This window comes from Nocardioides marmoriginsengisoli, from assembly GCF_003725695.1.
GTDB classification, from domain to species: Bacteria; Actinomycetota; Actinomycetes; order Propionibacteriales; family Nocardioidaceae; genus Marmoricola; species Marmoricola marmoriginsengisoli.
The window spans coordinates 143,223-166,732 of the sequence record NZ_RJSE01000006.1; the positions used below are offsets into that span (position 1 = coordinate 143,223).

At 71.3% G+C, this 23,510-nt stretch carries 24 protein-coding genes and 1 tRNA gene; 8 read left to right on the plus strand and 17 right to left on the minus strand.

Going from position 1 to position 23,510, the window contains the following annotated elements; translation table 11 throughout:
• Positions 1 to 11 precede the first annotated feature (11 nt).
• The 3 genes from EFK50_RS08495 to EFK50_RS08505 all read left to right on the plus strand — a co-directional run bounded on the left by EFK50_RS08495 (position 12) and on the right by EFK50_RS08505 (position 3,048).
• Positions 12 to 908, plus strand: coding sequence for a siderophore-interacting protein (locus EFK50_RS08495; protein ID WP_221177324.1), 897 nt, complete (start codon positions 12 to 14; stop codon positions 906 to 908).
• Positions 905 to 2,704: an ABC transporter ATP-binding protein gene (locus tag EFK50_RS08500; protein WP_123227145.1), complete on the plus strand. Its 1,800-nt coding sequence runs from the start codon at positions 905 to 907 to the stop codon at positions 2,702 to 2,704. Before EFK50_RS08495 ends, EFK50_RS08500 begins: the two co-directional genes overlap by 4 nt.
• A gap of 140 nt (positions 2,705 to 2,844) precedes the next feature.
• The gene (locus EFK50_RS08505; protein WP_123227146.1) at positions 2,845 to 3,048 is read left to right on the plus strand and encodes a hypothetical protein; all 204 of its coding nucleotides are present in this window, start codon (positions 2,845 to 2,847) and stop codon (positions 3,046 to 3,048) included.
• A 3-nt stretch (positions 3,049 to 3,051) separates the two neighbouring features.
• On the opposite strand, the gene EFK50_RS08510 is transcribed toward EFK50_RS08505, so the two are convergent.
• From EFK50_RS08510 to EFK50_RS08520, 3 genes are read right to left on the minus strand one after another with little or no spacing between them, the layout of a single operon-like run.
• Positions 3,052 to 3,885 carry an ABC transporter ATP-binding protein gene (locus EFK50_RS08510; RefSeq protein WP_123227147.1) on the minus strand — a complete coding sequence of 278 codons (834 nt, stop codon included), beginning with the start codon at positions 3,883 to 3,885 and terminating at the stop codon, positions 3,052 to 3,054.
• Positions 3,882 to 4,976, minus strand: a complete 1,095-nt coding sequence (locus EFK50_RS08515) for a FecCD family ABC transporter permease (RefSeq protein WP_123227148.1) — start codon at positions 4,974 to 4,976, stop codon at positions 3,882 to 3,884. Before EFK50_RS08515 ends, EFK50_RS08510 begins: the two co-directional genes overlap by 4 nt.
• Positions 4,973 to 6,034 (minus strand): FecCD family ABC transporter permease, encoded by a 1,062-nt coding sequence (locus tag EFK50_RS08520; RefSeq protein WP_123227149.1) that lies wholly within the window; start codon positions 6,032 to 6,034, stop codon positions 4,973 to 4,975. Before EFK50_RS08520 ends, EFK50_RS08515 begins: the two co-directional genes overlap by 4 nt.
• A gap of 62 nt (positions 6,035 to 6,096) precedes the next feature.
• On the opposite strand from EFK50_RS08520, the gene EFK50_RS08525 reads away from it, so the two are divergent.
• Positions 6,097 to 7,125, plus strand: coding sequence for an iron-siderophore ABC transporter substrate-binding protein (locus EFK50_RS08525; RefSeq protein ID WP_123227150.1), 1,029 nt, complete (start codon positions 6,097 to 6,099; stop codon positions 7,123 to 7,125).
• Between the two features lie 69 nt (positions 7,126 to 7,194).
• Here EFK50_RS08525 and EFK50_RS08530 read toward each other — a convergent pair whose 3' ends face one another.
• The gene (locus tag EFK50_RS08530; RefSeq protein WP_123227151.1) at positions 7,195 to 8,604 is read right to left on the minus strand and encodes an aminotransferase-like domain-containing protein; all 1,410 of its coding nucleotides are present in this window, start codon (positions 8,602 to 8,604) and stop codon (positions 7,195 to 7,197) included.
• On the opposite strand from EFK50_RS08530, the gene EFK50_RS08535 reads away from it, so the two are divergent.
• Entirely contained in the window at positions 8,603 to 9,541 is a 939-nt protein-coding gene (locus tag EFK50_RS08535; RefSeq protein ID WP_221177325.1) for a DMT family transporter, read from the plus strand. The two genes, EFK50_RS08530 and EFK50_RS08535, sit on opposite strands and share 2 nt — an antisense overlap.
• A gap of 47 nt (positions 9,542 to 9,588) precedes the next feature.
• On the opposite strand, the gene EFK50_RS08540 is transcribed toward EFK50_RS08535, so the two are convergent.
• Complete coding sequence (locus tag EFK50_RS08540; protein WP_123227152.1) at positions 9,589 to 10,611, minus strand: iron-siderophore ABC transporter substrate-binding protein; 1,023 nt, start codon at positions 10,609 to 10,611, stop codon at positions 9,589 to 9,591.
• A gap of 77 nt (positions 10,612 to 10,688) precedes the next feature.
• On the opposite strand from EFK50_RS08540, the gene EFK50_RS08545 reads away from it, so the two are divergent.
• From EFK50_RS08545 to EFK50_RS08555, 3 genes are read left to right on the plus strand one after another with little or no spacing between them, the layout of a single operon-like run.
• Positions 10,689 to 11,720 carry a FecCD family ABC transporter permease gene (locus EFK50_RS08545; RefSeq protein WP_123227153.1) on the plus strand — a complete coding sequence of 344 codons (1,032 nt, stop codon included), beginning with the start codon at positions 10,689 to 10,691 and terminating at the stop codon, positions 11,718 to 11,720.
• Complete coding sequence (locus tag EFK50_RS08550; RefSeq protein WP_123227154.1) at positions 11,717 to 12,751, plus strand: FecCD family ABC transporter permease; 1,035 nt, start codon at positions 11,717 to 11,719, stop codon at positions 12,749 to 12,751. Before EFK50_RS08545 ends, EFK50_RS08550 begins: the two co-directional genes overlap by 4 nt.
• A 1-nt stretch (position 12,752) precedes the next feature.
• Positions 12,753 to 13,562, plus strand: a complete 810-nt coding sequence (locus EFK50_RS08555; protein ID WP_123227155.1) for an ABC transporter ATP-binding protein — start codon at positions 12,753 to 12,755, stop codon at positions 13,560 to 13,562.
• Positions 13,563 to 13,623: 61 nt separating this feature from the next.
• On the opposite strand, the gene EFK50_RS08560 is transcribed toward EFK50_RS08555, so the two are convergent.
• From EFK50_RS08560 to EFK50_RS08610, 12 genes are all read right to left on the minus strand, one after another.
• Complete coding sequence (locus tag EFK50_RS08560; protein WP_123227156.1) at positions 13,624 to 15,576, minus strand: M23 family metallopeptidase; 1,953 nt, start codon at positions 15,574 to 15,576, stop codon at positions 13,624 to 13,626.
• A 118-nt stretch (positions 15,577 to 15,694) separates the two neighbouring features.
• A tRNA-Ala gene (locus EFK50_RS08565) sits at positions 15,695 to 15,770 on the minus strand.
• A 43-nt stretch (positions 15,771 to 15,813) separates the two neighbouring features.
• Positions 15,814 to 16,470 (minus strand): histidine phosphatase family protein, encoded by a 657-nt coding sequence (locus EFK50_RS08570; RefSeq protein WP_123227157.1) that lies wholly within the window; start codon positions 16,468 to 16,470, stop codon positions 15,814 to 15,816.
• Positions 16,467 to 16,862 (minus strand): ribosome silencing factor, encoded by a 396-nt coding sequence (gene rsfS / locus EFK50_RS08575; protein WP_123227158.1) that lies wholly within the window; start codon positions 16,860 to 16,862, stop codon positions 16,467 to 16,469. Before rsfS ends, EFK50_RS08570 begins: the two co-directional genes overlap by 4 nt.
• Before the next feature lie 7 nt (positions 16,863 to 16,869).
• Positions 16,870 to 17,493, minus strand: coding sequence for a nicotinate-nucleotide adenylyltransferase (nadD, locus tag EFK50_RS08580; RefSeq protein ID WP_281274009.1), 624 nt, complete (start codon positions 17,491 to 17,493; stop codon positions 16,870 to 16,872).
• The gene (locus EFK50_RS22155) at positions 17,490 to 17,651 is read right to left on the minus strand and encodes a hypothetical protein (RefSeq protein WP_183407735.1); all 162 of its coding nucleotides are present in this window, start codon (positions 17,649 to 17,651) and stop codon (positions 17,490 to 17,492) included. Before EFK50_RS22155 ends, nadD begins: the two co-directional genes overlap by 4 nt.
• 28 nt (positions 17,652 to 17,679) lie before the next feature.
• Positions 17,680 to 18,879 (minus strand): glycosyltransferase family 61 protein, encoded by a 1,200-nt coding sequence (locus tag EFK50_RS08585; protein WP_123227160.1) that lies wholly within the window; start codon positions 18,877 to 18,879, stop codon positions 17,680 to 17,682.
• Positions 18,880 to 18,886: 7 nt separating this feature from the next.
• Positions 18,887 to 20,584: an FkbM family methyltransferase gene (locus EFK50_RS08590; protein WP_123227161.1), complete on the minus strand. Its 1,698-nt coding sequence runs from the start codon at positions 20,582 to 20,584 to the stop codon at positions 18,887 to 18,889.
• A gap of 76 nt (positions 20,585 to 20,660) precedes the next feature.
• A complete protein-coding gene (locus EFK50_RS08595) occupies positions 20,661 to 21,134 on the minus strand; it encodes a YqaA family protein (protein WP_123227162.1) in 474 nt (157 codons plus the stop codon).
• Positions 21,131 to 21,826: a CDP-alcohol phosphatidyltransferase family protein gene (locus tag EFK50_RS08600; RefSeq protein WP_221177326.1), complete on the minus strand. Its 696-nt coding sequence runs from the start codon at positions 21,824 to 21,826 to the stop codon at positions 21,131 to 21,133. Before EFK50_RS08600 ends, EFK50_RS08595 begins: the two co-directional genes overlap by 4 nt.
• A complete protein-coding gene (locus EFK50_RS08605) occupies positions 21,823 to 23,067 on the minus strand; it encodes a glutamate-5-semialdehyde dehydrogenase (RefSeq protein WP_123227163.1) in 1,245 nt (414 codons plus the stop codon). The genes EFK50_RS08600 and EFK50_RS08605 overlap by 4 nt, the downstream gene beginning before the upstream one ends.
• Before the next feature lie 44 nt (positions 23,068 to 23,111).
• Positions 23,112 to 23,465, minus strand: a complete 354-nt coding sequence (locus EFK50_RS08610; RefSeq protein WP_123227192.1) for a hypothetical protein — start codon at positions 23,463 to 23,465, stop codon at positions 23,112 to 23,114.
• Between the last annotated feature and the right edge of the window lie 45 nt (positions 23,466 to 23,510).

Here is a 23,510-nt window from a genome sequence, read left to right on the forward strand (position 1 = left end):
AGTTGGATTCCATGGCCTCGCTCTTCCCCGAGCTCGAGATGAAGGTGTTCCGGGCCGTCGTGGTCCGCACCTCCGACCTGTCGCCCACCCTGCGCCGGATCGTCCTCGGCGGCCCGGGACTCGCCGGGTTCGAGACCACCGGCTGCGGCGACGAGTACCTCCGGGTGATCCTGCCGCCGCCCGGCAGCACCGAGCCGATCCTGCCGACGATCACCGACGGCGTCCTGGACTACGGCAGCGTGAACCTCGACCTGCTGCGCACCTACACCGTGCGCCGGTACGACGCCGCGGCCGGCGAGGTGACCCTCGACTTCGTGCTGCACGAGCAGGGCGTCGCCACCACCTGGGCGCGGACCGCGAGCCCGGGCGACGTCGTCGGCCTCAACTCCCCCACCGCCATGTACGACGCCCCGGCCGACACCTCCTGGCAGGTGCTGGTCGCCGACACCGCCGGGCTGCCCGCCCTCAGCCGGATCCTGGAGCAGACCCCGCCGGAGGTCCGCAACCGGGTCGTCGTCGAGGTTCCCGACGCCGGGCACCGGATCGAGCTGCCCGCGCACCCGAGGACCGAGGTCACCTGGATCGACGCCGCCGACGGGCCCAGCCGCCTGGAGCAGGCGGTGCGCGCGCTCCCGGCGCCGACCGAGCCGGGCGGCTACCTCTGGGTGGCCGGTGAGTCCCGGGCCCTGCGCGGGGTCCGGAAGTACCTGCGCCGCGAGCTCGGGCTGCCGGCCACGCGCTACAAGGCGGTCGGCTACTGGATCGAGAACGGCGAGGACTGGTCCGCCCAGTACGCCGCCCTCGACGAGACCACCCGGGGCGAGCTGGAGGCGCTCTGGGCGACCGACCGACCCGAGGACGAGATCGAGGCCGAGTACGACGAGCGCCTGACGGCTCTCGGCCTGTGAGCGCCGTCCAGGCCGTCGGTCAGCCGGGCCCCGACCAGCCGCTGCGCGCCCTCTGGCGCCGGCACCGCGCCTACCGCAAGCGCTTCGTCGCGGCCGTCACCGCCTCGACGATCAACAAGGTCGCCGACGTCGTCCCGGAACTGCTGATCGGTGCCGCCGTGGACGTCGTCGTCCGCGGCGACGCCTCGTTCGTCGGCGAGATCCTCGGCGTCGAGTCCCGCTACGCGCAGCTGGGCTGGCTGGCCGCGATCAACGTGCTGATCTGGATTATCGAGTCGGCCAGCGAGTACGTCGCCGACGTGCTCTGGCGCGGCCTGGCCCAGGGCGTCGAGCACGACCTCCGGGTGGAGGCCTACGACCACGCCCAGCACCTGGACATGTCCTGGCACGAGTCCCGCCCGAGCGGGTCGACGCTGGCCACCCTCAACGACGACGTCAACCAGCTCGAGCGCTTCCTCGACGTCGGCGCCCCGGCCATCCTGCAGACCTTCCTCAACGTCGTCCTGGTCGGCGCCGTGTTCGCGATCTCCTCGTGGACGCTGCTGCTCTTCGCGTTCACCCCGATCCCGGTGATCATCGTCGGGTCGCTGGTCTTCCAGCGCCGCCTGGAGCCCCTCTACGACCGGGTCCGGGTCGCGGTCGCGGACCTCTCCAGCGCCCTGAGCGCCAACCTCGCCGGGATCGCCACCATCAAGGCGTTCACCGCCGAGGACCGCGAGCGCGACCGGATCGCGACGGTGTCGTCGGCGTACCGGAAGGCCAACACCGACGCGATCCGCTCCTCGGCCGCGTTCGTGCCGCTGGTCCGGATGGCGATCCTCGCCGGCTTCACCTGCACCCTGCTCCTCGGCGGCTGGGCGGTCCTCCGCGGCGACCTCGAGGTCGGGCTGTACTCGGTGCTGGTCTTCATGACCCAGCGCCTGCTCTGGCCGCTCACCGACGTGGCCACCGTGCTCGACCTCTACCAGCGCGGCCGGGCCTCCGCGGAGCGGATCCTGACCCTGCTCGCCGTCCCGATCACCGTGCCCGCCGGGACCTCCTCGCTGGCCCGCCCGGTCCGCGGCCACCTGGAGCTGCGCGACATCCGGGCCGGGTACGCCGACGGCCCGGAGATCCTGCACGGCATCAGCCTGGACATCCCGGCCGGCGAGACGCACGCCATCGTCGGGTCGACCGGCGCCGGCAAGTCCACCCTGCTCCGCCTGGTGCTCCGCTTCGACGATCCCCGCTCGGGCCAGGTGCTGCTCGACGGGCAGGACGTCCGCGACCTCGACTGGGATTCGCTGCGCGGCTCGATGGGGTACGTCGCCCAGGACGTCTACATGTTCGCCGGGAGCATCGCCGACAACATCGCCTACGGCCGGCCCGAGGCGACCCGCGCCGAGGTGGCCGCCGCAGCCGAGGCGGCCGCCGCGACCGACTTCATCGAGGCGCTCCCGGACGGCTACGACAGCTGGGTCGGCGAGCGCGGCGTCACGTTGTCGGGCGGCCAGCGGCAGCGGCTCGCGCTGGCCCGGGCGCTCCTCCGCGAGCCCGCGGTCGTAGTGCTCGACGAGGCCACCAGTGCCGTCGACAACGAGACCGAGGCGGCCATCCAGCGCTCGCTCACCCGGGCGACCGCCCAGCGCACGACGCTGGTGGTGGCCCACCGGCTCTCCACCGTCCGCCGGGCCGACCGGATCTGGGTGCTCGACGCCGGCAGCATCTCCGAGTCCGGGACCCACGACGAGCTGATCGCCCTGGACGGCGCCTATGCGGCGCTGTGGCGGGTGCAGACCGGTGAGAGCGTCGGGTAGCGAACCGGCGGTTCGCGTGGAAACCCCACTACCGGGTGCAACGGCCCAGGTGCGACGCTCCCAGATCCGCGTCTGCTGCACGACGGCCGGCGCGGGCCGCCCGATCCGACCTGCGACCCAGCCAGCGGAGTGCCGACGCAATGCCCGACACCATGCCCGACGAGGGTGCCGACCAGCGTGGTCGCATCGTCGACGGGCTCCCGCCCGGGCCGGAACGACGGCGGGCGCTGCGCCGGGCCGGCCTCAGCTTCGCGCTCGCCGACTTCAGCGAGCAGGAGCAGCACGAGCGCTGGGGTTCCCGGTCGACCCGCCGCCGCCCCGCCCGCAAGCAGGACGACCCCTGAGGGTCAGCGCACGCAGCCGATCGGCACCACCATCGGCTTGCCGGTGACCGGGTCCTCGATCACCTGCGCGTCCAGGCTGAACACCTCGCGGAGCAGCGCCGGGGTGATCACCGCGGCCGGCTCTCCCGAGGCGACGATCTCGCCGTCCCGCATCGCGACCATGCAGTCGCTGTAGCGGGCCGCCAGGTTGAGGTCGTGCAGGACCATCACGACGGTGCGACCGTGGTCGCGGTTGAGGGTGCGGGCCAGGTCCAGGACATCGATCTGGTGGCTCAGGTCCAGGTAGGTGGTCGGCTCGTCGAGCAGGACCAGGTCGGTCTGCTGGGCCAGTGCCATCGCGATCCAGGCCCGCTGCCGCTGCCCGCCGGAGAGCTGGTCGATCGGCCGGTCCGCGAGCTCGGTCATCGAGGTCCAGGCGAGGGTCTCGTCGACGACCCGCTCGTCGTCGGCCGACCACTGCCGCAGCCACGACTGCTGCGGGTGCCGCCCCCGCGCCACCAGGTCGCGGACGACCAGGCCCTCAGGCGCGATCGGCGACTGCGGGAGCAGCGCCAGCTCGGTCGCGACCTGCTTGGTCGGCAGCTTGTCGATCCGCTTGCCGTCGAGCAGTACCTGGCCCGCGGCCGGTCGCAGCAGGCGTCCGAGCGAGCGCAGCAGCGTCGACTTGCCGCACCCGTTGGGGCCGATCACAGTGGTGATCGCGTGGTCGACGAGATCCAGGTCGAGGTCCTTGACGACCGGCTGGTCGCCGTACCCGACGCTGAGGCCGACGGCCCGCAGCCGGGCGGGCGGCACCGCGGTGGCGACGGACACGGGGTCGAGGATGTCGTGGGTCATGCGGAGGCCTTCCGGTTGGTGCGGAGCAGGAGCCAGAGCAGGTACGGCGCCCCGAGGATCGCCGTGACCACGCCGACCGGGGGCTCGTAGGGGAAGAGCACCCGGGTCACGGTGTCGGCGAGCAGGACCAGCAGTGCTCCGAGGATCGCCGAGGTGACCAGCGGCGGACGCGAACCGCCCACCAGCCGGAGCGCGATCTGCGGGACGACGAACGCGACGAAGTCGATCGGGCCGGCGGCGGTGACGGCGAACGCGGCCAGGCCGACCGCGACGACCAGCACGCTGCCCTGGGCGAGCTGGAGGCGGATGCCGAGGCTGCGGGCGCTGTCGTCGCCGAGCTGCATCGCCCGCAGCGTCGTGGTCAGCAGGATCGCCAGCGGGCCGAGGATCGCGAACGCCCAGAGCGCCGGCATCGCCTCGTGCCAGCCGCGGCCGACCAGCGATCCGCTGAGCCAGACCAGGGCGGCCGGCAGGTCGAAGATGGACGCCTTGGTGAGCATCCAGCTGACCAGGGCGTCGAGCACCGCGGCCATGCCGATGCCGACCAGCACGAGCCGGGTGCCGTCGATGCCGCGCCGCCAGGCGAACAGGTACAACCCGGCCGCCGCCGCGAGCGCTCCGACGAGTGCCGCCAGGGTGACGCCCAGCGAGCTCACCCCGGTGGCCAGCACTCCCCCGGTGCTGCCGAGCACGATCACGAAGACCGCGCCGACTGCCGCGCCGCCGGTGATCCCGAGCAGGTCCGGGCTGGCCAGCGGGTTCCGGGCGAAGGTCTGGAAGAGCGCGCCCGACATGCCGAGCGAGGCACCGACGACGGCGCCGACGACGGCGCGCGGCAGCCGCAGCTCCTCGATGATGAAGGCGTTCGCCGGGTCGCCGCCCCCGGTCAGCACGGCGACGACGTCGGGGATCGAGATCGCGAAGTCGCCGGAGCCGATGCTCCAGGCGAAGGCGAGCGCCAGCAGCGCAAGCCCGAGGGCGGCGACCACGACGGCGCGCAGCGGGATCCGGCCGGAGACGCGACGGGTCCGGATGGTGACCTGCCGGGCGACGGGCCGGGTAGCAGGACGGGGAGGGTCGAGGACGGTCACAGGCTGCTCAACCTCCGGCGGCGCACGAGCGCGATGAAGCAGGGGCCGCCGATCACGGCGAGGACGATGCCGACCTGCAGCTCGCCGGGCCGGGCGAGCACCCGGCCGAGGATGTCCGCGGAGAGCAGCAGGATCGCGCCGAACAGCGCCGAGTACGGCATCAGGAACCGGTAGTCGGGCCCGGTGATCAGCCGCGCCAGGTGCGGGACCACCAGCCCGAGGAAGGCGATCGGCCCGCAGGCAGCGGTGGCCGCACCGGCCAGCAGCATCGTCGCGGCGAGGCCGACGACCCGCGCCCGGCCGACGTGCTGGCCGAGTCCGCGGGCGACGTCGTCGCCGAGCGAGAGCAGGTTGAGGGCGGACGAGTGCGCCAGCGCGATCACCGCGCCGAGGATCAGGAACGGCGCCACCTGGGCGACCACCGACAGATCCCGCCCGGCCAGCGACCCGACGATCCAGAACCGGTAGTTGTTGATGGTCTGGGTGTCGTTGACCAGCAGCGAGGTCGTGAACGAGACCAGCAGCGCGGTCACCGCGGAGCCCGCCAGGACCAGCGACAGCGGGCTCGGCGAACCGGTCGCGCCGGAGCCGATCGCGAAGACCACCACCGAGGCGACGAACGCCCCGAGCATCGCGAACCAGATGTAGCCGATCGGGCTGCTGATGTCGAGGAACTTGATCGCGGCCACCACCGCGAACGACGCGCCCGCGGTGACGCCGAGCAGGCCGGGGTCGGCGAGCGGGTTGCGGGTGTGCCCCTGCATCAGCGCTCCCGCCATCCCCAGCGCGCAGCCGACCAGGATGCCGAGCAGGGTCCGCGGGATCCGCAGCTCGTGGACGATCACCGACGCGTTGCTGCCGTCCGGGGAGAACAGCACCCGCCAGACGGTGTCGAGCGCGATCGGCTTGCTCCCGATCGCCAGGCTGGCCAGGGCGAGGACGACCACGCCGGCGACGAGGCCCAGCAGGCCCAGGACGAGCCGGGAGCGGGTGGTGCGCGGAGCGGCCGAGGCGATCTCGCCGGGTGGGCGTTCGGGGGCGAGCGGCGAAGCGGACATCTGCTTAGGCTAACCTAACTCCATCGGGTAGTAGGTAAGCCTACCCTTACTGAAGGAGAACCATGAAGACATCCCGACTGGCAGCCGTTGCCGGAGCGGTGGCCCTGACCCTGTCGATGGCCGCCTGCGGCAGCTCCGACGACGGCGACACCGGCTCGAAGGGCGACAGCGCTGCGGCCGGTTTCCCGATCACGATCGAGCACAAGTTCGGCTCGACCGAGATCAAGTCCCAGCCGAAGCGGATCGTCACCGTCGGCCTGACCGACCAGGACGCCGTCCTCGCGATGGGCGTCGTCCCGGTCGCGACGACCAACTGGTTCGGCGACGCGCCCGGCCGGATCTTCCCGTGGGCCGACGCCGCCGCGAAGGCCGCCGAGAACCCGCTCGGAGAGGGCAAGCTGCCCGAGGTGCTCAACTCCGAGAAGGAGTTCGAGAAGGTCGCCGCGCTGAAGCCGGACCTGATCACCGCGATCTACGCCGGTCTCACCCAGAAGGACTACGACCTGCTCTCCAAGATCGCTCCCGTCGTCGCCGCACCGAAGGGGTACGTCGACTACGGCACTCCGTGGCAGGAGGCGACCACGATGATCGGCACCGCCATGGGCGAGAAGGAGAAGGCCGAGAAGATGGTCGCCGACGTCGAGGGCCAGCTGGCCAAGACGAAGGCCGACCACCCGGAGTTCGCCGGCAAGACCGCGGTCACCGTCTCGGCGTACGAGGGCATCTTCATCTACGGCCCGGAGGACCCGCGCGGGCGCTTCCTGACCGACATCGGGTTCACCTACCCGGAGAACCTGAAGAAGTTCTCGAAGGAGAACTTCGGTGAGTCGATCAGCGCCGAGAACGCCGAGGAGGTCGACGTCGACACCCTGGTCTGGGTCAACGCCGCCAAGGCGACCTACGACATGGTGCCGACGTACAAGAACCTGCGGGTGAGCAAGGAGGGTCGCGACGTCTTCATCGCCGAGGACGACGACCTCTACATCCCGAGCTCGTTCGTGACCGTGCTCAGCATCCCGTACCTGATCGAGAAGGAGGTGCCGCGCCTGGTCGCGGCCGTCGACGGCGACCCGTCGACGCTGACGAACTAGGTGCTGGCCGACTGATCACGATCAGAGCTCAACGGCAGGCTCGACCTCTCGGGGTCGGGCCTGCCGTTCTCAGTGCTGGGCGGCGAGCGCCCGGTCGATCACCCGGGCGGCGGCCGGGAACCCGCTCGGGTTCGGACCGGTGAAGTTCAGCCGGAGGTACGGGCCGGCCGGCTCGGTCGGGAACCACTCGTCCCCCGACGCGACGTAGACCCCTTCGACCTCGCAGTCGCGGACCAGTCTCGCGGTGTCGGTGTTCTCGGGCAGCCGCGCCCACAGGTGCAGGCCCCCACGCGGGACCTGGTCGACCTGGAGCCGCGGGGCGTGTTCCCGCACGCTCTCGACCAGCAGGTCCCGGCGTTCGCGCAGCTGGCCTTGGAGGCGGCGCAGGTGCGTGCGCCAGCCGGGATCGGAGACCACCTCGAGGGCGGCCTGCTGGAGCAGCCCGCTGACGTACATCGACTCCGCGGAGCGATCGGCCAGGATCCGCTCCCGCGCAGGGCCGCGGGCGATCACCGCGCCGATCCGGACCGTCGGCGACATGCTCTTGGTCAGCGAACGCACGTAGATGACGTGGCCGGCCTCGTCGCGGGTGGCGACCGGCCGGGGCTCGGCGTCGATGCCGAAGTCGTGCGCCCAGTCGTCCTCGACCAGGAACGCACCGTGGGCGGCGACGACGTCCAGGACCGCCTCGGAGCGTTCGGCCGACCACTGCGTGCCGGTCGGGTTCGCGAAGCTCGGCTGCGCGTAGAACGCCCGGGCGCCGGTCTCCCGGAACGACCGGGCCAGCTCGTCGGGGTCGGGCCCGACGGCACTGCTCGGGACCGGGACCAGCCGGACCCCGGCCTGGTGGGCCGCGAGGATCGCACCCCAGTAGGTGGGCGACTCGACCAGCAGCGGCTGACCCGGAGCGACCAGCGCGCGGAAGGTCGAGGTGAGCGCGCTCTGGCTCCCCGGGACGATCAGCACGTCCTGGGCAGTCGGCGCCGCTGCTCCGGCGGGCGTCGTCGCGGCGAGCTCGGCCGCGAACCAGGACCGGAGCCCGTCGAGGCCCGCCGAGGGTGATCGCGAGGTCGCCGCCTCCCCGCGCGCGGCCCGGACCAGCGCCGAGCGCACCAACCGCTCCGGGAGCAGTCCGGGCTCGGGATAGCCGGAGTGCAGCTGCTGGACGTCGGCCGGGGCCGTCCGCAAGGCTCCGCCGATGCTCGGCAGGCTGGTGCGGGACGAGCCCAGGGCGGCGGTCTGCCACCGGTAGTCCTGCGGCCGCGAGGACCGGGCTGCCCGGACGAAGTTGCCGACCCCGGGCCGGCTCTCGACGAGCCCGTCGGCGACCAGCGAGCGCACCGACTTCTGCACGGTGACCGGGCTGGCGCCGTACTGGGTGACCAGCTGCCGGGTGGACGGGAGCTGGGCACCGGGTGCTGCCGCGGCGATCCAGGTACGGAGGCCGGCGAGGATGCGGTCACTGCTATCGTTAGCCATGTCAGTACAGGGTAGCGCTATCGCCCCGGTTCGGGTTCCGCTTTCGGCGAGCCCCGCCGGACTCCTCTGGGGACTGCTGGGGGTGCTGGCGTTCTCGTTCACGCTGCCGCTGACCAAGGTCGCCGTCGGCGGCCTCTCTCCCCTGTTCATCGGCTCCGGCCGCGCCGTCGCCGCAGCCGTCCTGGCCGGTGCGGCCCTCACGGCGACCCGGCAGGCGGTCCCCGTCGGCACCCAGTGGCCGCGGATCGCCGTCGTCGCGGCAGGCGTCGTGATCGGGTTCCCGGTGCTGACCTCGTACGCGCTCACCGTCAGCCCGGCCAGCCACGGCGCCGTCGTGATCGCGCTGCTGCCCGCCGCGACCGCGGTGATGGCCGTCCTGCGCACCGGCGAGCGCCCGTCGTCGACGTTCTGGTTGATGTCGCTGGCCGGCGCCGTCGCTGCGGTCGGATTCGCGCTGGTGCAGGGCGGCGGCTTCGGTGGGGTGCACGGAGCCGACCTGCTGCTCTTCGGCGCGGTCCTGGCGGCCGCGATCGGCTACGCGGAGGGCGGGCTGCTGGCCCGCGAGCTCGGCTCCTGGCAGACGATCTCCTGGGCGCTCGTCCTGGCCTCGCCGCTGATGCTGACGCTCGCCGTGATCGCCGCCGCCCGGCAGCCTCCCGCCGCGTCGGCGACCGAGTGGGCCTGCTTCGCCTACCTCGCCGCGGTCAGCATGTACCTCGGCTTCTTCGCCTGGTACCGCGGGCTCGCGATCGGGCCGATGGCCAGGGTCAGCCAGGTGCAGCTGGTCCAGCCGATCCTCACCATCGGCTGGGCCGCCCTGCTGCTCGGCGAGCGCCTCGGCTGGCATACGTTCGCCGGCGGGATCGTGGTGATCGCCTGCGCCGCGGGCGCCGTCCGGACCCGTACGGCGCGTCCCCGGGTTCAGTCGGCGGCCTAGACCAAGGGCCGCCCCGCAGGACGGCCCTTGGCTGGTTCAGCGATGCGTCACGCCTTCGGGAACTCCCGGGGGGCTTCCCCGGCGGCGGCCTTCTCCAGCTGCGGCAGCAGCTTCTCCAGCACGTACATCTGGCTGAGCGGAGTCAGGAAGTAGATCGCGCCGGCGAGGGTCTCGTCGGTGTAGATCGCCTTGTTGCCCTTGACCGCGCCCAGGTTGCCGATCGTGGACCAGCGCTGCAGCTCGCCGAACATGTCGGCGCTCTCGGTCGCGAAGACCATCACGTCGGCGTCGATCAGGTTGACGTTCTCCGCGGAGATCTCAGCCTGCGAGCCGGCCTCCGGCGCGTACTTCTCCAGGCCCGGGGTCATCTGGAATCCGAGCTCGCTGAGGAAGTCGGTGCCGAGGCCCTTCGGGTAGACGTAGAGGATGCCGTCGTACGGCGCGCCCTGCGAGAACGTCGCGGTCAGCTCGGCGAACTCCGGGTGCGCCTTCTTGGCGTCGGCGTACGCCGTCTCGACGCGGCTGATCAGCTCCTCGCCCTTCTCCTTCAGGCCGACGGCCTCGGCGATGATCCGGGTCTGGTCCTGCCACGCCGAGAAGTAGTCGGTGCCGCCCTTGACGTTGGTGATCGTCGGCGCCAGCTTGGAGAGCTTGGCGTAGTCGTCCTTGGTGACGCCCGAGTTGGTCCCGATGATCAGGTCCGGGTCGAGCGCGGCGATCTTCTCGAACTGGATGCCGTCGGAGTTCGACAGCACGGTCGGCTTCTCGCCCTTGAGGAGCTCCTGCGCCCACGGCCAGACGGCGCTGGGCTGCTCGCCGTACCACTCGGTGGTGGCGACCGGGACGATGCCGAGCTCGAGCAGGATGTCCTGCTCGGTGAGACCGACGACGACGACCCGCTCGGGCTTCGCGGGGACCACGGTCTTGCCGAGGCGGTGCTCGACGGTGACCGGGAAGACGGAGGCGGTGTCGCCCTTCGCGTCGTTGTTGCTCGAACCGGAGTCGGAACCGCACGCGCTGAGCACGAGGGAGACGGTGGCGAGGCCGGCTACGGCCAGGGACCTGAACATGTGGGGTGCACCTTCGATCGGGGGAAAGAACGTAGGTTAGCCTACCCTTATGGATTTCCGAGCGAGCACAGCACTCCATGAGTGCTGACCTCCCCCGAGGTCTGGTCCGCTCCCGCCGTACCCGCGTGCTCGCCCTCGCCCTGACCTTCGCCGTCCTGCTGCTGGTCGCGCTCGCGTCGATCGCGATCGGTGCCCGCGCGATCTCGCCGGGCACGGTGCTGGACGCGTTCACGCACTACGACCGGACCCTCGACGAGCACCTGATCGTCCGCACCCTCCGGGTCCCCCGCACCCTCGTCGGGCTGCTGGTCGGACTTGCGCTGGGGATGGCCGGGACGCTGTTCCAGGGCGTCACCCGGAACCCGCTGGCCGACCCCGGGATCCTCGGGGTCAACGCCGGCGCCTCGCTGGCCGTGGTGATGGCGATCTACCTCCTCGGCGTCGGCAGCCTGCTCGGCTACGTCTGGTTCGGCTTCCTCGGCGCCGCCGTCGCCTCGGTCGCCGTCTACCTGCTCGGCGCGCTGGGGCGCGGCGGCGCGACCCCGATCAAGCTGGCGCTGGCCGGCTCCGCCGTCGCCGCCTTCCTCTCCGCCCTCAGCTCGGCGATCCTGGTCATCGACGCCGCCACCCTCAACCAGTACCGGTTCTGGGCGGTCGGCTCGGTCGCGGGCCGCGACGGCACCATCGCCGCCCAGGTGGCCCCGTTCGTCGTGGTCGGCGCCGTCCTGGCGCTGGTCACCGGGCGGATGCTGAACACCCTGGCCCTCGGTGACGACGTCGCCCAGGGGCTCGGGCAGCGGGTCGGGCTGATCCGGGTCTACTCCGGCCTGGTCGCGGTGCTCCTCGTCGGTGCCGCGGTCGCCGCCGCCGGGCCGATCAGCTTCCTCGGGCTGGTCGTGCCGCACCTCGCCCGGATGATCGCCGGTACCGACTACCGCTGGATCCTGGCGTTCGCGGCACTGATCGGGCCGATCCTCCTGCTGGGCTGCGACGTGCTCGGCCGGATCGCGGCCCGGCCCGGCGAGATCCAGGTCGGCATCGTGGTCGCCGTGATCGGCGGTCCGTTCTTCATCGCGCTGGTACGACGGCGCAGGCTGGTGGAGCTGTGAGCGACGACGCCTACCTCGCCCTCCTCCACGGTCGCCGGGTACGCCGGCTGCGCACCCTCGGCGTCTCGATCGCCCTGGCCGTGGTGGCGTTCGCCGCGTTCTGCTGGTCGATCGCGGTCGGCGACTTCCCGATCCCGGTGCTGGACGTCCCCGGGGTCCTGCTCGGCCAGGGCAGCCCGAAGGACGACTTCATCGTCAACGAGCTCCGCCTCCCCCGGGCGGTGGTGGCGCTCCTGGTCGGCGCCGCGTTCGGGATCTCGGGGGCGATCTTCCAGGCGCTCACCCGGAACCCGCTCGCCTCCCCCGACATCATCGGCATCACCGCCGGAGCGTCCGCGACCGCGGTCTTCGGTTTCATCGTGCTCGACCTCGGCGGCACCAGCATCGCCCTCGCGGCCGTCCTGGGCGGTCTGACCACCTCGATGCTGATCTACGCCCTGGCCTGGCGGCGCGGGATGTCGGCGTACCGGCTGGTGCTGGTCGGCATCGGGATCGCGGCGATGGCGATGGCGCTGACGTCGTACCTGCTGAGTCGCGCCGAGCTGTACGAGGCCCGCGAGGCGAACCTCTGGCTGACCGGCTCGCTCAACGGCCGCGGCTGGGAGCAGGCGGGGCCGCTGCTGGTCGCGATGGCGGTGCTGATCCCGATCGCGATCGCGCTGATCCCGAAGCTGCGCACCCTCCAGCTCAGCGAGGACACCGCCCGCGGCCTCGGGGTGCGGGTGAACCTGTCCCGCAGCGGGTTGATCCTCGTCGCCGCGGCACTCGCCTCGGTCGCGACCGCGACCGCCGGGCCGGTGGCCTTCGTCGCCTTCGTCGCCGGCCCGATCGCCCGGCGGCTGGTCAACGGCCCGCTGGCCGTCCTGCCTGCGGCACTGGTCGGCGCCGCCCTGGTGCTGGCCTCCGACGTGGTCGGACGCCGGCTCTTCGAACCCACCGAGATCCCCGTCGGGATCATCACCGCGCTCGTCGGCGCGCCGTACCTGATCCTGCTGTTGGCCCGAGCCAACCGCGTCGGCCGAGGAGGCTGAGATGACCGCATCCACGCACCACACCCTGGCGGCCGAGGACCTGACCCTCGCCTACGACCGGGACCCGATCGTCCGCGACCTCAGCGTGCAGGTCCCGACCGGGAAGATCACCTGCATCGTCGGCGCCAACGCCTGCGGCAAGTCGACGCTGCTCCGCGGCCTGGCCCGGTTGATGAAGCCGAGCACCGGGACGGTGCTGCTCGACGGCGAGAGCATCCAGACGATGTCGACCCGCACCGTCGCCACCCGGCTCGGCATCCTGCCGCAGGGTCCGATCGCGCCCGACGGCATCACCGTCGCCGACCTCGTCGCGCAGGGCCGCAGCCCGCACCAGCAGTGGCTGCGACGCTGGTCCGCGACCGACGAGCAGGTGATCGTGGACGCGATGCGCGCCACCGGCACCCTCGAGCTGGCCGACCGCGCCGTCGACCAGCTCTCCGGCGGGCAGCGGCAACGGGTCTGGATCGCGATGACGCTGGCCCAGGGCACCGACCTGATGCTGCTCGACGAGCCGACGACGTTCCTCGACATCGCCCACCAGGTCGAGGTGCTGGACCTGATGGTCGACCTCAACCGCGACCAGGACCGGACCGTGGTGATGGTGCTGCACGACCTCAACCAGGCCGCCCTGTACAGCGACCACCTGGTGGCGATGCGCGACGGCCGGATCGTCGCCTCGGGAGCACCTGCCGAGGTGATCACCGAGGAGCTCGTCCACGAGGTCTTCGGCCTGACCTGCCGGGTGGTCCTCGACGAGGTCACCGGCAGCCCGCACGTCTTCCCGATGGGGCGGCACCACCGGCGCCCCTGACACCCGGCACGCGGGAGCCGCCGTACGACGACCCCCGCGCGCGGTCAGCGCCGAGCCGCTGTCACTGGGTGTGCACCTGAGCCAGCCGCCACCCGCCGGCGGCGTGGATCTCCGACCACCGCTGGAAGTCGGAGTAGGTGCCGTGGCCGCCGATGAGCTGCCCGGTCTTCGTCGCGTCGGGGCGCACGATCCCGGCGAACTGGCGCGACGGGGACGACGCCCAGCTGACGATGTCGGTCAGCCGCCGCTTGTTGTCGGTGCACAACGCCATCGCCGCCTTGAAGAAGGCGTCCCAGTTGTTCTCGACCACGAGACGGGTCTGGTCCGCCGACGTCGCGAACACCCCGATCGCCGGACCGCTCTTGCCTGCGGCCGGGGCGTAGGTGTGCATCGCGATCAGCTCGCGTCCGGACTTCCGCTGCGTCGTGATCGCGCCGTTGAGCAGGTCGACGCTATCCACCCTGACCGGCACGCCGCCGTTCGGTCCGGCGACGTAGACGCCGACGAACCACCGGGTCTTGCCGTCCAGGAACGAGGTCACGTCGCGCAGCTCCATGCCGGCCTTGACCCGCGTCGCGGCATCGGCCACGAACTGCTCCCAGGGCGCGACCTGGGAGAGGAACTGGGCGCTCTGCTTGCGACGGAAGACCCCGAGAAATGTCGGCCCGCCGTTCTCGACGAAGGACTCCAGGGCGATCAGGGTGAACTTGTCCGCGTGCATCTGCTCGTAGGCCTTGACGAACGCGGCGAAGCCGCGGCGCACGACCTTCAGGTCGATCTCGTTGCTCGCGTGCCAGATCCCGACGTGGGGCGTCTTGTCGGTGAGCGACTTGGCGAACGCCGGCGGCTTGTCGCCGTGGGCCATGAAGCTGCCCTCGTACGGCGCGGACTGGTTGGCCAGCTTCGTCCACTCGGCCGCGGGCGCGCCGTCCGGATCGGCGGCGTCCTTGATCGGCAGCGTCCACGTGCCCGAGAAGCTCATCGGCCGGAAGGTGCCGCTGTCGCACTCGTTGGAGTTCGCCGCGTCATTGGTCGGCGTGGTCGGCTTCTTCGTCTTCACCGCGATGTGGAAGTGCGGCCGGCTCGTCGTCCCCGACCAGCCCACCTTGCCGAGGTACTGGCCGCGCTTGACCTGGGCCCCCACGGTGAGCAGCTCCTTCGGGATCGAGCCCTTCTGCAGGTGCGCGTACTGGAGCGTCTCGTTGCCGGAGATCACCCAGAGGTGGTTGCCGCTGCCGTACCCGATCCCGAAGGTCGGGCTGACCACGGTCAGCGCCTTCGTCACCGGGTCGACCTGCGGCTCGGTGACCCGGTCGAAGGTCTTCCACTCCGGCTGGTCGTTGACCGCGAAGCCCACGGTCCCGTCCGCCATCGCGAACAGCGGCATCCCGTAGATCCGGTAGTCCTCACGACGCTGCTTCGCCTCGGGCAGGCTCGCCTGCGCCGGGTGCAGCTCGTTCCACGACGACCCGCTCCACCCGGTGGCGCAGACGTCGAGCGCGAACACCTGGTGGCCCGAGCCGTGGTTGTTCGTCGTCCAGAAGGACTCGTTCGGGCCCAGGAAGTCGACGCGTCCGGGGAAGGCGAACGGGCCCTTGTCGTTGGTGTGCTCGGCCAGCTGGATCGTGATCGTCTTCGTCTCCTCGGCCCCGGAGCCCTTGACCGTCACGCTCAGGTCCACCGAGGTCGCGGTGTTCTTGTCCAGTCGGACGACGTCGTTCCACCAGATGTCCTTGCCGGCGGAGTCCTTGGTGCCGCCGGCGGCGTTCTGGAACGTCCGGCTCGAGTTTTTGGCGATCTTCCGGGAGGAGGCCGGGTCCTTGAAGAAGCCGTCGATCGCGACGCCGCCGAGCTTGATCGAGGTGATCGACACGTCCTCGGTGGTGCTCTTGTTGGTGATCTTGTACCGGAAGGAGAGCCGGGCCTGGGGTTTGCCGACCTCCGAGGGGCCGCTGCGCTGGTAGGTGAACTTCGAGCCCTCCTGGGGCTCGGACACGGTGATCTCGATGGGCATGGGAGGAACCTCCTGGGGCAGGTGCCGGCGAGGGTCGACGGCACTGCTCAGGAGGGCGGCGGGCGGAAGGTTGATACATCCGCAAAACGACGGAAGCCGCCCGAAGGCGGCTTCCGGATGGTGGAGGTGAGGGGACTCGAACCCCTGACCCCCTGCATGCCATGCAGGTGCGCTACCAGCTGCGCCACACCCCCATCTGCCCTGCTGGAGTGATCCGTTCGGGCAACTCGGAGAATGTTAGCCAACGGGTGCCTCGGATGCGAAATCGGGTCCATGAATTGCCGGGTGGACGGTCTCGTTGTACGACGCCAGCCGGACCCCGCGCCCGCTCGGATCGTCCTCCAGAACCACCCATCCGCAGTTGTCCAGGCCACGGAGCGTGTTCGCGACCTCGTCCGGCCAGCCGAGGAACGCGACCAGCGAGATCTTCAGGCAGGCGCCGTGGGAGACGACTACGGAGGTCTCCTCGGCCGGCGTGGCCGACCAGATCTCGCGCAGCGCCGGCACCATCCGGTCGACGACCTGGGTGATCGTCTCGGCGCCGGGGACGTCGCCGGTGATGTGCCCGGCCTTCCAGGCTGCGTAGGACTCGGGGTACTTCTCGGCGAACTCGGGCACCGTCAGTCCGGCCCGCTCCCCCACGTCGAACTCCCGCAGCCGGGCGTCGTACGCGACCTCGAGGCCGGTCGCCGCGGCGATCCGTGCCGCCGTCTGGCGGGCTCGTGCGAGGTCGCTGCTCCACAGCGCCGTCGGCCCCATCTCCGCGAGGCACGGGGCGACCGCCTCCGCCTGGGCCCGGCCGACCTCGTCCAGGCCGACGTCGGTGTGCCCCTGGGCACGCCCTTCGAGGTTCCAGCCGGTGCGCCCGTGCCGGACCAGGACCAGCCGGGTCACTGGTCCTGAGCCGCCGCCGGCTCGACCGGTCCGACGACGTCGCTCACGTCGATCTCCGGGCAGTCCCGCCACAGCCGCTCCAGCGCGTAGAAGGCGCGCTCCTCGGTGTGCTGGACGTGCACGACGATGTCGGCGTAGTCGATCAGCGCCCAGCGGCCGTCGCGGACGCCCTCCCGCCGTACCGGCTTGGCGCCGAGCTCGCGGAGCACGTCCTCGATCTCGTCGACGACCGACTTCACCTGGCGGTCGTTGGCGGCGGTCGCCACCAGGAACGCGTCGGTGATCACCAGCTGCTCGGAGACGTCGAAGGCGACGATGTCGGTGGCCTTCTTCTCCGCCGCGGCCGCGGCCGCGGCCCGGATCAGCTCGATGGCGCGGGGGGTGGCGGTCATGGCTTGCTCATTCCTGGGTTCCGTAGAGGTGGTGCTTCGAGATGTACTGCACGACGCCGTCGGGGACGAGGTACCAGACGGGTTGCCCGGCCGACGTCCGCTGCCGGCAGTCGGTGGACGAGATCGCCAGGGCCGGGATCTCCAGGATGGTGACCCGGTCGGCGGGGATGCCCTCCAGCGACGCGGCGTTCATCTCGTACCCCGGCCGGGTGCAGCCGACGAAGTGCGCGAGGTCGAACAGGTCGGCGGCGTCCCGCCAGGTGAAGATCTCGGTGAGCGCGTCCGCCCCGGTGATGAAGTACAGATCGGCGTCCGGCAGCGAGGCCGAGAGCTCGCGCAGGGTGTCGATCGTGTACGTCGGCCCGTCCCGGTCGACGTCCACGCGGGAGACCTGGAACCGCGGGTTCGACGCGGTCGCGATCACGGTCATCAGGTACCGGTGCTCGGCCGAGGTGACCTCGCGGGCCGCCTTCTGCCACGGCTGGCCGGTCGGGACGAAGACGACCTCGTCGAGGTCGAACCAGGCCTGGGCCTCGCTGGCCGCGACCAAGTGACCGTGGTGGATGGGATCGAAGGTCCCGCCCATCACGCCGACGCGGCGACGCGTGCCCGTCGCTGTGTTGCCGGTCAGGAGTGCTCGCGTCCGTTGCCGAAGGCCAGCAGCGCGCCCAGCAGCGCGAGCAGGAGCAGCAGGATGCCGCCGCCGATGTAGTACGGGGCCATGAAGTGGCCCTCCTCGGCAGCTGCGGCGCCGCCGCCGGACGAGAGCAGGGCGAACAAGATCGTCATGCCCCGTACCCTACCGGGCCGTGCTTCCCTACTGGCGCGCCGCCAGCAGGTCGGACACCATCGCCTCCAATTTCGGCAGGTCGACGGTGATGTCGGCGACCACGAACGCGGCCCGGGTGGCCGGCACCGCCGGTCCCGCTCCGGAGAGGTACCGGTAGTCCAGGCCGGCGACGCCGCAGGCCACCTTCCAGAAGTCCGGGAACATGCACTGGCTCGGGAACAGCTCCACCAGCGCCGATCCGGGGCTGCAGAACGGCAGGTTGGCGAGCGAGGCCCCGTGCGGAGCGACGATCACGTCGGCCTCGGCGAACGCGCTGATCTGCTCGTCGATGGAGAGCACGCCGGTGTCGACGAGCTCGAAGCCGAGCGGTGCGAGCAGTGCCATCACCTCGGTCTCGTTGAGCACCGAGCGGTTGTTCCGGGCAGCGCCCCGGGTTAGGTACAGGTGCTTGCCCGGGACCCGCTGGAGACCGGCGGGGACCATCCGCTCACGGATCACCTCGGAGACCCAGGGCGGGTTCCGCTCGTCGATCGAGGCGAGGCTGGGCACCACCAGCGTCTCCGCCCGGACGTGCGGGACCTCGGAGCTGTTGACGACGTCGTCCGGCCCGATCCCCCAGACCGCGAGCAGGTCGCGCTGCCAGCCCTTCGAGTAGGGCACGTACCAACGGTCCGGGCGCTCGACGCCGGCCTGCTCCAGCACCGACAGGCGGGGCAGGACGTCGTGCAGGAAGTGGTAGTAGTTGGCGTCGCCCCGGCTGGTCAGCACCCCGAGCCGACCGGGCACGTCGACCGGGTCGGGCGGGAACGGGTGCAGGAACATCGGGTGCTCCCGCGGCCGGGTGGTGCCGAAGTACCGGCACTGCTCCCAGAGCCAGCGGTTCCGCTCGGTGACGACCACGGCGTGCGGGTGCAGCACCCGCCCGCGGGTGAGCTCGAGCACCCCGATCCGCTCGGCCGTCTCGGTCAGCGCCTCCTCGAAGCACCAGTAGGGCGTCGGGTCGCCGATCGGGCGGTCCCGGCGCAGGACCTCCTCCGGCCGGGCCAGGGTGAACCGCCCGCCGTCGAGGGCGGCGTCCTCCATCGTCATCGCGACCCCGGTCGGCAGCCAGCCGCCGCGGAGCTTGCTCAGCCGGACCGTGGCCGGCGAGACCGCCCGGGTCCCGGCGGTGTAGCCGCGCTTGAGCGGGCCGAAGAACGGACGCAGGCCCTCGGAGAGACGAACCATCCGAGGATCAGTGCTTCGGGAAGCCGACGGGACCGCGGGCAAGCCAAGCCAGACCCAGGTCCGCCTTGTACGACGCGTTGCCGACCAGGTGCAGGCCGACACCCGCGAACCAGGCCCGCAGCTCGGCCCAGGACTCGCCGGGGACGTCGTGGTACTCCAGGACGACCCGCTCGACGTTCGCCCAGCTCTCCGGCGAGGAGTTGTAGACCAGGCCGTACTCGCCGCCCTCGCAGTCCATCTTGACCAGCGTGATCGGGCCGGGGGCCGCGGCGATCGCCTCGTCGAAGCTGATCGTGGGCACCTTGACGCCGGCACCCTCGTACGGCGCGTCGTCGACCGGCTTGTGGTCGACCAGGTTGTTGAGCCCGCTGGCCCCGCCGTGGTCGTCGAAGAGCGCGAACCCGGTCTCCCCGGCCAGCGCGGCGTCGACGACGGTGATCCGCGAACCCAGGCCGTTCTGCTCGATGTTGCGGCGCAGGTACGACGCGGTGCCGGCGGACGGCTCGAAGCAGGTGACCGAGACGGTCGGGAGCACCTCGACCAGGCTGCAGGCGAAGGTCCCCACGTGCGCGCCGACGTCGAAGGCGTTGATCTCGCGACCCTGGTAGGCCTCGGTGAACCAGTCGAGCTTGTACTCCTCCTCGGCGTACTGCTCGTAGGTCGGCACCCGGGCGCCCGGCACGTTCGGAACGGTGATCTTCTGGCCCGACCGGGTCTCGAAGGTCAGCTCGCTCGGACCGACGCCGACCTTCTCCCGGACCAGGCCGGAGAGCAGCGAGGGCCAGTTCGAGAAGGTCTTGCGGGTCTGCCGCACCCGGCGCACGTTGTGCGCGACCTTGCTGGCGAGCCCGCGCGGCCCGGAGCCGTCGTGGTCGCGCAGCGGCGTCCGGGAGAGCCAGGCGGTGCCGGCGATCGGCGAGCGCAGGTCGCGGAGCACGTGCAGGCCGACCGAGGCGAACCAGGCGCGCAGCTCCTCCCAGGACTCGTCCGGCATGGTGTGGTACTCGAGGACCAGGCGCTGCACGTTCGCCCAGCTCTCCTTCGAGGACTTGTAGACGAGCTCGTACTCACCGCCCTCGCAGTCCATCTTGATCAGCTCGACGGGTCCGCGCGCGTTGGCAACCACGTCGTCGAACGGGACCGTCTCGACCCGGACGCCGGAGCCGTCGAGGTGGTCCTCGAAGGCCAGGTGGTTGTGGCCGGAGCCCGCCCCCTGCAGGTCGAGGATGGCGAAGCCGTGCTCGCCGGTCAGCGCCTTCTGGTAGGTGTGGATCCGCTCCCCGTTGCCGTTCACCTCGACGTTCGACTTCAGGTACTGGTAGGTGTCCGGCGCCGGCTCGAAGCAGTCGATGGTCGCCGACGGGTGCGTCGCGGCCAGCTGGGTCGCGAAGGTGCCCACGTGGGCGCCCACGTCGAGGACGTGGATCGGTCGGTCGATCAGGTCGCCGAGGAACCAGCGCAGGTCGTAGCAGTCCTCCGCGAAGACCTCGTAGACGGGGACCCGGGCACCGGGAGCGTTCGGGATCGAGATCGTCTGCCCGCTGCGGGCGTGGAAGGTCAGCACCTCCGGGCCCTCGGCCACCTTCTCCCGCGCGACACCGGCGAGCAGGCCCGGCCAGTTGGAGAAAGCCCGCGGCGTCTGCAGGAGACGGCGGAGCTCGTAGCGCAGGACCCAGGCCCGGGAGTTGTCCGATTCAACGATCACGCGGCGTACCCTACCGGCCTGCGGCTGCGCATTCCGGTGAGTCCGGAAGTTCGTCGGCGCGCCCGCGGGGACGGGCTCAACCGAACAGGTGCGGGACCACGTCCTTGACCCAGTCGGCCCCTTCGAGGACCAGCCAGAAGCGCAGGATCCGGCCGATCAGGCAGGTCACCACGAAGACCGCGAAGTTCATCCGGAGCGAGCCGGCCAGCACCGCGATGATCGCCAGCGGCGGGAACCCGGAGAACGCCGAGGCGAAGCAGATCGCGCCGGCCAGCACCGGGCGGCCGACGATCCGCTGGTGCCACTTCTGGTACGACGCCTGCCACTTCTCGGTCTCCATCTTGCGCGCCAGCCAGCTGATCTTCATCGAGTGGATGCCGGCGTAGTACCAGATGATCTTGCCGAGGGTCTGGCCCGTGCCCGCCACGACGGCCAGCCAGAGCGCGCGGTCCTGGGAGTGCGGGATCGCGGCCAGGTAGACCTCGGCGTTGAGGACAGGGATGAGCGCCGACGCCACCGAGAACAGGAACGTCCCCAGGATCAGGCTCACGCTCCGGAGGCCTGCTCGCTCGTGGTCGCCAGCCCGGTGCCCCCGGGGATCGGGAGCCCGACGGTGGCGAAGAGCCGGATCAGCATCGCGATCTTGAAGATCAGCAGCGCGCCGGCGACGATCACCCCGAGCCACCACGCCTGGGTGACGAGCAGCATCACCGCGAAGAGGGCCGAGTTGACCGCCTTGGCGGGGTGTGACCAGTTGAGCTTGTAGATCGTCGGGTCGACCACCCAGAAGTAGTTGGGGCTGCGGATCTTCCAGGCCAGGAAGGCGATCGACAGGAAGCAGTCGATCACCATGAACTCGGCCAGGTAGAGCAGCACGGCGACGGTGAACTCCGGGTGCAGCCAGGCCAGGCCGAAGTAGAAGGCGGCCGAGCACATCCGGTCGCTCATGATGTCCAGGACGGCACCGATCCGGGTCTCGTGGTGCATCCGGCGGGCCACCTGACCGTCGAGGCTGTCCCCCGCCCAGTAGACGACCAGGGCGATCGTGAGCAGCTTGAGCGCCGGGCTCCAGAACTCGCCGTCCTCGGGGACGCCCTCGTTGATCGCGAGACCGACCAGCACGATGCAGGCGATCGTCCGGATGAACGTGATGATCGTGGCCGGCGTGAGCACCCGCTCGGTCGCCGGGTCGGCCCAGACGTCCAGGGTCGACGCGTCGGTCCCTGCGGTGAAGCCCTTCACCGGACGTGGCCGTCGCCGGTGACCACGTACTTGCTGGTGGTCATCTCCGGAAGGCCCAGCGGGCCGCGAGCGTGCAGCTTCTGGGTGGAGATGCCGATCTCGGCGCCGAACCCGAACTCGCCGCCGTCGGTGAACCGGGTGGAGGCGTTGACCATCACCGCGGCGGAGTCGACCTCGGCGGTGAACCGGCGGGCTGCCGCCTGCGACCCGGTGACGATCGCCTCGGTGTGGCCCGAGGAGTGCGCCCGGATGTGCTCGATCGCCGCGGCGATGTCCGGGACGACGGCAGCGGAGATGTCCAGCGACAGGTACTCGGCGTCCCAGTCCTCCGGGCCGGCCGGGACGACGCCGTCGAAGGCCGCGAAGGGCGCGTCGCCGTGGATGGTCACCCCGGCATCCTGCAGGGCGGCGACCACCAGGGGCAGGAAGGACTCGGCGACCTCCTGGTGAACGAGCAGCGACTCCGCGGAGTTGCAGACCGAGGTGCGGTGGGTCTTCGAGTTGAGCACGATCGCCAGCGCCATCTCCAGGTCGGCGTCGGCGTCGACGTACACGTGGCAGTTGCCGACCCCGGTCTCGATCACCGGCACCGTCGACTCCTCGACGACCGAGCGGATCAGGCCGGCGCCGCCGCGCGGGATCAGCACGTCGACGAGCCCGCGCGCCCGCATCAGCTCCTTGACCGCGTCGTGGCCTTCGCCCGGCACCAGCGCGACGATGTCAGCAGGCAGCCCGGCCGACTCGGCGGCGGCGCGGAGGACGGCGACGATGGCGGTGTTCGACGAGAGCGCGCTCGACGAACCGCGCAGCAGCACCGCGTTGCCGCTCTTGAGGCAGATCCCGGCGGCATCCGCGGTGACGTTGGGCCGGGCCTCGTAGATCACGCCGACCACACCGAACGGGACCGTGATCTGGCGCAGCTCCAGGCCGTTGGCGAGGGTGGACCCGCGCAGCACCTCGCCGACCGGGTCGGGCAGCCCGGCTACGTCGCGGAGCCCCTGGGCCATCCCGGCCACCCGGGCGGCGTCCAGCCGGAGTCGGTCGATCATGTGGGCCGGCGTACCTGCTCCCTCGGCCTTGGCGACGTCCGCGGCGTTCGCCGCCAGGATCGCCTCCTGCTGGTCCAGCAGAGCAGTGGCCATCGCCTCGAGAGCGGCGTCCTTGGTCGCCCGGGTCGCCAGGGCGAGGACGTTCGCCGCCTGACGAGCACGGGAAGCGACCTGCGTGATCGTCTCGGACATGCCGCCCAGCGTAGGCCATTCACCCACGGGTCAGCGGGCGGACCTCAGAGGTGGAACGGATGCGGCGCCGGTGCCGTCAGCTGGTCCGACCGGACCCCGCCGCGCGTGTCGCGCACCGACTTCTCGACGACCTCGAGGCCGACCGTCTCCCAGTTCGGCAGCCCGGCCGACTCGCGGTGCTCGCTCCAGAGCCGGAGCGCGAGGGAGGCCACGTCGAGCATCGCCGCGCCCTCGTCCCAGAACTGGAGCTCGGCGCTGTTCTGGGTGAACTCGACGGTGTCGATGAACGGGCGCTCCTCGCGGAGACGGGACAGCGCGCCGCGCAGCAGCATCGGCTCGACCGTGTCACCGGCGACCGTCAGCGTGACGTGCCACAACCGCCTGTCCTGCTCCGACACCGACACGCCTCCCTTCCCCTGTGGACCACCAGTCTGCTGGACCGT

Coding starts and splice junctions, on each gene's coding strand:
- EFK50_RS08495 (WP_221177324.1), top strand. CDS start 12: ATGGCCTCGCTCTTCCCCGAGCTCGAGATGAAGGTGTTCCGGGCCGTC.
- EFK50_RS08505 (WP_123227146.1), top strand. CDS start 2,845: ATGCCCGACACCATGCCCGACGAGGGTGCCGACCAGCGTGGTCGCATC.
- EFK50_RS08510 (WP_123227147.1), bottom strand. CDS start 3,885: ATGACCCACGACATCCTCGACCCCGTGTCCGTCGCCACCGCGGTGCCG.
- EFK50_RS08520 (WP_123227149.1), bottom strand. CDS start 6,034: ATGTCCGCTTCGCCGCTCGCCCCCGAACGCCCACCCGGCGAGATCGCC.
- EFK50_RS08525 (WP_123227150.1), top strand. CDS start 6,097: ATGAAGACATCCCGACTGGCAGCCGTTGCCGGAGCGGTGGCCCTGACC.
- EFK50_RS08535 (WP_221177325.1), top strand. CDS start 8,603: ATGTCAGTACAGGGTAGCGCTATCGCCCCGGTTCGGGTTCCGCTTTCG.
- EFK50_RS08530 (WP_123227151.1), bottom strand. CDS start 8,604: ATGGCTAACGATAGCAGTGACCGCATCCTCGCCGGCCTCCGTACCTGG.
- EFK50_RS08540 (WP_123227152.1), bottom strand. CDS start 10,611: ATGTTCAGGTCCCTGGCCGTAGCCGGCCTCGCCACCGTCTCCCTCGTG.
- EFK50_RS08545 (WP_123227153.1), top strand. CDS start 10,689: ATGAGTGCTGACCTCCCCCGAGGTCTGGTCCGCTCCCGCCGTACCCGC.
- EFK50_RS08555 (WP_123227155.1), top strand. CDS start 12,753: ATGACCGCATCCACGCACCACACCCTGGCGGCCGAGGACCTGACCCTC.
- EFK50_RS08560 (WP_123227156.1), bottom strand. CDS start 15,576: ATGCCCATCGAGATCACCGTGTCCGAGCCCCAGGAGGGCTCGAAGTTC.
- rsfS (WP_123227158.1), bottom strand. CDS start 16,862: ATGACCGCCACCCCCCGCGCCATCGAGCTGATCCGGGCCGCGGCCGCG.
- EFK50_RS22155 (WP_183407735.1), bottom strand. CDS start 17,651: ATGACGATCTTGTTCGCCCTGCTCTCGTCCGGCGGCGGCGCCGCAGCT.
- EFK50_RS08585 (WP_123227160.1), bottom strand. CDS start 18,879: ATGGTTCGTCTCTCCGAGGGCCTGCGTCCGTTCTTCGGCCCGCTCAAG.
- EFK50_RS08605 (WP_123227163.1), bottom strand. CDS start 23,067: ATGTCCGAGACGATCACGCAGGTCGCTTCCCGTGCTCGTCAGGCGGCG.